Below are 7,552 nucleotides of genomic sequence, written 5' to 3' on the forward strand. Positions count from 1 at the left end.
CGACCACCCCGCCATCACCCAAGCCGCCGTCCTCGTCCGCGACGACCAACCCGGCAACCCCCGCCTCATCGCCTACGTCGTCACCGACACCACCGGCCCGACCAGCGAGCAGGACGAGCGGGAGCAGGTCAGCGAGTGGCAGGACCTGTACGACTCGCTCTACGCGGCGCCCACGGCCGAGTTCGGCGAGGACTTCTCCGGTTGGAACAGCAGCTACGACGGCCTGCCGATCCCGCTCGACCAGATGCGGGAGTGGCGCGACGCCACCGTCGAGCGGATCCGCGGCCTCGGGCCCCGCCGGGTACTGGAGATCGGTGTCGGCACCGGCCTGCTCCTCTCGCGGCTCGCCCCGCACTGCGAGGAGTACTGGGGCACGGACCTCTCACCCACCGTCATCGAGGCCCTGGCCCGGCACGTCGACGCCGACCAGGAACTCTCCCGGCGGGTCACCCTGCGGGCCGGTGCGGCACACGAGCTCGACGCGCTGCCCGTCGGCCACTTCGACACCGTCGTGCTCAACTCCGTGGTCCAGTACTTCCCGAACGCCGGCTACCTCGCCCAGGTCGTCGAGCAGGCGCTGCGCCTGCTCGCGCCCGGCGGCGCCGTCTTCATCGGCGACATCCGCAACCCCCGGCTGCTGCGCACCTTCACCACCGCCGTCCAGACCGCCCGCGCCGACGACCCGGCCGACACCGCCGCCGTGCGGCGCGCCGTCGAGCAGAGCCTGGTCCTGGAGAAGGAACTCCTGGTCGACCCGGAGTACTTCGCCGCGCTCGCCCACCGTCTCCCCGACCTCGCCGGCACCGACATCCGCCTCAAGCGGGGCATCGCCCACAACGAGCTGACCCGCTACCGCTACGACGCCACGCTCTACAAGACCGGCATCACCCCGCTCCCCCTCTCCGACCTCGCCGTCCTCCCGTGGCCGCACAACACGGAGGCCCTCGCCCGGCACCTCGCCACCGAACGACCCGACCGCCTGCGCGTCACCGGGGCCCCCAACTCCCGCATCGCACCGGACCTCGCCGCCCAGCACGCGTTGGAGACCGGCACGGCCCCGACCGGGCCCGCCACCGCGCAACCGGACCTCGAAGCCTTCCACCTCCTCGGCGACGCGCACGGGTACTGGACGGCGGTCACCTGGTCCGCCCACCACCCCGACACCGTGGAGCTCACCTACGTCAGGCGCGAGCTCCTCACCGGTGGCACTCCCGTGGACACCTACACCCCGGTGGCCGGCACCGACGCCACCGCCCCGCTCACCGCCTTCACCACCAACCCCGTCACCAGCCGCGGCACCGGCGCCCTGCTCACCGCGCTGCGCGAGCACACCCGCACCCGCCTGCCCGACTACATGCAGCCCGCCGCCATCGTCCCCCTCGACCGACTGCCGCTCACCGCCAACGGAAAGCTCGACCGCGCCGCCCTCCCCGCGCTCGACCCGGAGCGCGCCGACCCCGGCCGCGCGCCCAGGACGCCCCAGGAGGAGGTGGTCTGCGAGCTGTTCGCGGAGGTGCTCGGCAGGCCCCTGGTCGGGGTCGACGAGGACTTCTTCGACCTCGGCGGCCACTCGCTGCTCGCCACCCGGCTGATCGCCCGGCTGCGCGCCACGTTCGGCGTCGAGCTGGGCCTGCGCAGCCTGTTCGAGGCCCCGACGCCGGGCGGCATCGCCGCACGGCTGGACGTCGACGACCCGGACGGCTCGTACGAGGTGGTGCTGCCGCTGCGCCCCCGGGGCAGCCGCCCTCCGTTGTTCTGCATCCACCCCGGCGGCGGCCTCAGCTGGTCGTACGGCGCGCTGATCAAGCACCTCGACCCCGAGTACCCGCTGTACGGCATCCAGGCGCGCGGCCTGGCCCGGCCGGAACCGCGCCCGAGCAGCATCGAGCAGATGGCGGTGGACTACGCCGACCAGATCCGGACCGTGCAGCCGCACGGCCCGTACCACCTGGCCGGCTGGTCCTTCGGCGGGCTGTGCGCGCACGCCCTGGCCGCGGAGTTCCAGCGGCGCGGCGAGCCGGTGGCGCTGGTCGCGGTGCTCGACGTGATCCCGAACTGGCAGGGGCTGACCCACGCCGACGTCCCGGCCCCGGACGACCGGGTCATGCTGCTGTACCACGTCGGCCTCGTCGACGACGGCAGCCACCGGCACGACCGCGAGGAGCTGACCTTCGCCGAGGCCCGCGAGATCCTGCGCCGCCAGGGCAGTGTGCTGGCCAACCTGGAGGAGGACCGGCTGACCACGATCACCGAGATCTCCGCCAACAACACCCACCTGACGGTGGACTACCGGCCCGGCCCGATCGACGGCGACCTGCTGCTGATCGCCGCTTCCGAGCAGCAGGACCCACCGGTCTCCGCCGCGGCCTGGCAGCCGTACGTCCGCGGCTCGGTCGAGGCCCACGAGGTGACCGGTGAGCACGGCACCATGCTCACCCGCCCCGGCACGCTGGCCGAGATCGGCCGGATCCTGTCGGCCAAGCTCCGTGAGCTGGCCGACGGCGAGTGACCTCCGCCCGACCGGCAGCGAGGCATCTCTCATCCACGTCCTACGAGGACTGACAACCGAGGACTGACAACGATGCTGACCGATGTGCTCTCCGTCGACCTGGAGAAGGCCTTGGCGGCCGTCGACGACTGGCTGACCGACTACATCTGCCAACCGCACGGCGAACTCGGACGCCCCGGGCCGGTGTGCCCGTTCGTGGAACCGGCCCAGCGCGCCGGCGCACTGGAGGTCAGGGTCCGGCTGGTCGGGCCGACCCCGAGTCAGACGCTGCTGAACGAGATCGTCCGCTGCGGCCTCGACGAGTTCAGCGAGGTCGACTGGAAGGCCGGCAACCCGAACCTGCGCTCGCTGCTGCTGGTGCTGCCCGACCTGCCGCCCGAGCACCTGCACCTGCTGGACGAGGCGCACGCCGCGCTGAAGGACGAGGCCGTCCGGCGCGGCCTGATGATCGGCCAGTTCCACGAGGACTGCACCGAGAAGGCCGCCCGCAACCCGGCCTTCGCGGTCAGCTGGGCCCCGGTGCCGACGGTCGCGGTGCGCTCGATGGCGATCCACGACGTGCTGTTCCTGTCGGCCCGGCGGGACTGGTTCGAGGAGTACGCGAGCCGGTTCGCCGGCCGCTACCGGACCTCCGCCAACGGCGTCGACCCGCTGCTCGCCGGGATGTACGAGCGGGCTTGCGCCACCTACGGCGTGCGGGGCTGACCCGATGGGTGGACGACCGTACGGGGGCGCCCGATGAGCGGCGTGCCCGTCTACCACGGAATGGACCGGGCCGCGCTGGACAGGCAGTACTCGCCGAGCACCCGCGTGGCCAGCCTGCAGGCCTACCTCGACGAGTACCGGCGGCTGAGCGAGGACGCCCGGCGCGACCACCCGGTCCGGCCCGGTCTGGCGTACGGCCCGCACCCGGCGGAACTGCTCGACTACTTCCCCGGGCGGCCGGGCCCCGGCCGCCCGCCGCTGCTGGTGTTCGTCCACGGCGGGAACTGGCAGGCCCTCGGCCGGGCCGAATCGGCCTTCCCGGCACCGAAGTTACTGGCGGCGGGGGCGGCGGTCGCCGTGGTCGAGTACGGGCTCGCCCCGGACACGCCGCTGGACGCGATGGCCGGCATGGTGCGCCGGAGTGTGGACTGGCTGCTGCGGCACGCGGACGAGCTGGGCTTCGCCCCGGACCGGCTGCACCTGTGCGGCACCTCGGCCGGAGCACACCTGGCCGCGATGGCGCTGCTGCCGTACCCGGCCGACGGCCCGGACGTGTCCGGCCGGATCGCCGGAGCGGTGCTGCTGAGCGGGATGTACGACCTGGAGCCGGTCCGGCTCTCCTACGTCAACGACGCGCTGCGCCTGGACGCGGCGGGAGCGCTGCGCAACAGCCCCCTGTTCCGGCTGCCGACCCGGCTGCCCGCGCTGGTGGTGGCCCGCGGCGGCAACGAGACCGAGGAGTACGTCCGCCAGCACGACCGGATGGTGGCCGCGCTGCGTCCGCGGGCGGCGGTGACGGAGGTCGTCGCCGAGCGGCGCGACCACTTCGACCTCCCGTACGACCTGGGCGTGCGGGGGACCGGGCTCGGCGACGCCGTGCTCGCACAACTGGGACTGGGAAAGGCGACCGAATGACCGTCGAGGAGACCACCGGGTGCCCGTTCTCCGGCGAGCGGCCGGGAACGACGGGCACGGGGCAGGGAGCGCCCGGCACGGGCCCCGCGCCGTACGTGCAGTACGCCCGGATGGACGCCCTGCTGTCCCTGCAGCATCCGCTCAGCACCGCCGACACCGAGCCCGGCTTCATCATCATGAGCCAGGTGAAGGAGCTGCTGTTCAAGCTGCTGCACACCGAACTCACCACCGCCCGCGATCGATTGCGCGAGGACCGGGTGGACGACGCGCTGTGGACGCTGCGCCGCTCGGGCCGGGTGCAGCAGGTGCTGCTGGCGTGCTGGGAGACGTTCGCCGTGCTGTCGCCGGCGGAGTTCGCCGAGTTCCGGGAGGTCCTCGGGACGGCCTCCGGCTTCCAGTCGGTGGGCTACCGGCGGCTGGAGTTCCTGCTCGGCAACAAGGACCCGGCGATGCTGGAGCCGCACCGCGGTTCCCCGGCCTACCAGGAGGTGTCGGCCCAGCTGCACGCGCCGAGTCTGTACGACGAGGTGCTCGCGCTGCTGGCCCGCCGCGGCCTGTTGGCTGCGGACAGCACCTCGGGCGGCGAGCCCGCCGAGCCGTACCGGGCCGACGTCGAGGCGGCCTGGCTGGCGGTCTACCGGGATCCGGCCGGCCACCGCGACCTGCACCTGCTCGCCGAGGCACTGATGGACACCGCGGACCAGTTCGCCCGCTGGCGCTACACCCACCTGGTGACCGTGCAGCGGATGCTGGGGGCCAAGCCGGGCACCGGCGGCACTTCCGGGGTGCCCTGGCTGGCCGGGATCAGCGAGCACCGGTTCTTCCCGGAGCTGTGGTCCGTGCGCTCGGCGATCTGAACCGCCCGGCCGGCCCCGCCCGCCCCGCACGCCCCGCCGGGCGGCACCAGCGCCGGGCGGGGCGACACCAGCGCCGGGCGGGGTGCTCGACCAGCGGGGCGACACGACGGAGACGAGGAGACCGATGAAGAGCGGAACAACGCGCGCGGCGGCCGAGCGGCTGGACACCGCCGATCCGCTGGCCGCGTTCCGGGACCGGTTCGTCATCACGGACCCGGAGCTGATCTACCTGGACGGCAACTCGCTGGGCCGGCTGCCCGCGGCCACCCCGGAGCTGCTGCGCGAGGTGGTCGAACGGGGCTGGGGCGACGGGCTGGTGCGCTCCTGGCAGGGGTGGATCGACTGGGGCGCCCGGCTGGGCGACCGGCTCGCCGAGCACGTCCTGGGTGCGCGGCCCGGCGAGGTGGTGGTGTCCGACTCGACCTCGGTCAACCTGTACAAGCTGGCCTCCGCCGCCCTGGACGCCGCTCCGGGCCGGGGTACGGTCCTGATGGACGCCGAGGACTTCCCGACCAACCGCTACGTCCTGCAGGGCCTGGCCGCGCAGCGGGGGCTGCGGCTGCGCCGGCTGGCCTCCGATCCCGACGGCGGCCTGTCGCCGGACCGGCTGCGCGCGGCCCTCGGCCAGGACGTCGCGCTGGTGGTGCTCTCGCTGGTGTCCTACCGCAGTGGCGCGCTGCTGGACATGGCGGCGGTGAACGAGCTGGCCCGCGCGGCCGGCGTCCGGGTGCTGTGGGACCTCTCCCACGCGGCCGGCGCCGTCCCGGTCGAACTCGCCGCGACCGGGGCCGACCTCGCGGTCGGCTGCACCTACAAGTACCTGAACGGCGGCCCGGGTTCGCCCGCGTACCTGTACGTGCGCCGGGAGTTGCAGCCCGAGCTGCGGCAGCCGGTCTGGGGCTGGTTCGGGCAGCGCGAGCAGTTCCTGATGGGGCCCGAGTACGACCCGGTGCCGTCGATCGAACGCTTCCTGGTGAGCACGCCGCCGCTGCTGTCGCTGGCGGCGATCGATCCGGCGCTGGCCGTGGTCGAGGAGGCCGGTGTCCGGCGGATCCGGGCCAAGGGGCAGCTCCTGGGCCGGCTGGTGACGGAACTGGCCGACGAGTGGCTGGCCCCGCTCGGGTTCCGCCCGGCCTCGCCCGGCCAGCCCGAGCGGCGCGGGTCGCACGTGTCCCTGCACCACCCCGACGCCTGGCGGATCTGCCAGACGCTCGCCTCGGACGCCAAGGTGATCTGCGACTACCGGGTGCCGGACCGGCTGCGGATCGGCCCGTCCCCGCTCTACACCCGCTTCACCGAGGTCTGGGACGCGATGGACCGCCTGCGCGAGGTCGTCACCCACGGCACCCACCTGTCCCGCCCGGCCGAACTGGCCCGCGTGACCTGACCGTTCTCTCCCACCCTTTCTTCCACACCCCCGATACGGAGTACCGATGGCAGACGTCCACCCGCTCGGCACCGACGGCCTGGTCCGGATCCTGTTCGGATCCTCGGCCTTCCAGATGCTCAACGCCGGCTGCAACCTCGGCCTGTTCGCACTGCTCGACCGCCGGCCGGGTCTGAGCCCGGACGAGATCGGCCGGGAGCTCGACCTGCAGCCGCGCCCGGTGCAGATCCTCCTGCTCGGCACCACCGCCCTGGGCCTGACGGTCCACCAGGACGGGCACTACCGCAACGCGGAGCTGCTCGCCGGCATGTTCACGGACGGGACGTGGGAGATCCTGGAGGACCTCGTCGCGTACGAGGAGCAGATCGTCCGCCCGGCCGAGGTGGACTTCACCGAGTCGCTGCGCGCCAACACCAACGTCGGCCTGCGCCGGATCGAGGGCACCGGCACCGACCTCTACCACCGGCTGTCCGCCAACCCCGGCCTGGAGCAGCTGTTCTACCGCTGCATGCGGTCGTGGTCGCGACTGTCCAATCCCGTCCTGGTCGAGAAGGCCGACCTGACCGGGGTGCGCCGGGTACTGGACGTCGGTGGCGGCGACGGCGTGAACGCGATCGCCCTCGCCCGGGCCAATCCCGGGGTCGAGTTCACCGTGCTGGACCTGCCCGGCACGGTGGAGATCGCCCGCCGCAAGATCGCCGAGCACGGCCTGACGGACCGGATCACCGTCCGGTCCGCCGACATCTTCACGGACACCTACCCGTCCGGGCACGACTGCGTGCTGTTCGCCAATCAGTTGGTGATCTGGTCACCGGAGCAGAACCTGGCCCTGCTCCGCAAGGCGCACCAGGCGCTGCCGGAGGGCGGCCGGGTGCTGGTGTTCAACGCCATGTCCGACGACAGCGGCGACGGCCCGCTGTACGCGGCCCTGGACAACGTCTACTTCGCGACCCTGCCCGCCGCGAGCAGCACCATCTACCGGTGGGGCCAGTACGAGGAGTGGTTCGCGGCGGCCGGGTTCGTCAAGTTCGAGCGGCTGCCCGGCGGCCGGTGGACGCCGCACGGCGTGATCAGCGCGGTCAAGTGACCGGCTGCCGGGCCCGCCGGTGGCTGACCCCACCGCGCTCGCGGCCGCGGCCGTGAGCGCGGACGGGCGGGCTCCCCGGTGCCGCCGGGGAG

The 7,552-nt window shown here is 73.3% G+C and carries 6 protein-coding genes; all 6 read left to right on the top strand.

Features of this window, described 5'->3' with window-relative positions:
* Window positions 1-2,509, top strand: a 2,509-nt coding sequence (locus ACFVHB_RS39515) for an alpha/beta fold hydrolase (RefSeq protein WP_380332747.1), incomplete at its 5' end; no start/stop codon positions are given.
* Window positions 2,510-2,581: 72 nt separating this feature from the next.
* A complete protein-coding gene (locus ACFVHB_RS39520; protein ID WP_380332749.1) occupies window positions 2,582-3,214 on the top strand; it encodes a DUF6875 domain-containing protein in 633 nt (210 codons plus the stop codon).
* A gap of 33 nt (window positions 3,215-3,247) precedes the next feature.
* A complete protein-coding gene (locus tag ACFVHB_RS39525; protein ID WP_380332751.1) occupies window positions 3,248-4,129 on the top strand; it encodes an alpha/beta hydrolase in 882 nt (293 codons plus the stop codon).
* Entirely contained in the window at window positions 4,126-4,986 is an 861-nt protein-coding gene (locus ACFVHB_RS39530) for a tryptophan 2,3-dioxygenase (RefSeq protein ID WP_380332753.1), read from the top strand. The genes ACFVHB_RS39525 and ACFVHB_RS39530 overlap by 4 nt, the downstream gene beginning before the upstream one ends.
* Window positions 4,987-5,110: 124 nt before the next feature.
* Entirely contained in the window at window positions 5,111-6,373 is a 1,263-nt protein-coding gene (kynU, locus tag ACFVHB_RS39535; protein WP_380332755.1) for a kynureninase, read from the top strand.
* Window positions 6,374-6,419: 46 nt separating this feature from the next.
* Entirely contained in the window at window positions 6,420-7,460 is a 1,041-nt protein-coding gene (locus ACFVHB_RS39540) for a methyltransferase (protein ID WP_380332757.1), read from the top strand.
* The last annotated feature ends 92 nt before the right edge of the window (window positions 7,461-7,552 follow it).

Origin of the sequence: Kitasatospora sp. NPDC127111, assembly GCF_042677465.1 — a bacterium.
Taxonomy (GTDB): Bacteria; Actinomycetota; Actinomycetes; order Streptomycetales; family Streptomycetaceae; genus Kitasatospora.

What these genes read in the sequence shown, in the direction of transcription:
- ACFVHB_RS39530 (WP_380332753.1), top strand. Translation starts at nt 4,126, where the DNA reads ATGACCGTCGAGGAGACCACCGGGTGCCCGTTCTCCGGCGAGCGGCCG.
- ACFVHB_RS39520 (WP_380332749.1), top strand. Translation starts at nt 2,582, where the DNA reads ATGCTGACCGATGTGCTCTCCGTCGACCTGGAGAAGGCCTTGGCGGCC.
- ACFVHB_RS39525 (WP_380332751.1), top strand. Translation starts at nt 3,248, where the DNA reads ATGAGCGGCGTGCCCGTCTACCACGGAATGGACCGGGCCGCGCTGGAC.
- kynU (WP_380332755.1), top strand. Translation starts at nt 5,111, where the DNA reads ATGAAGAGCGGAACAACGCGCGCGGCGGCCGAGCGGCTGGACACCGCC.
- ACFVHB_RS39540 (WP_380332757.1), top strand. Translation starts at nt 6,420, where the DNA reads ATGGCAGACGTCCACCCGCTCGGCACCGACGGCCTGGTCCGGATCCTG.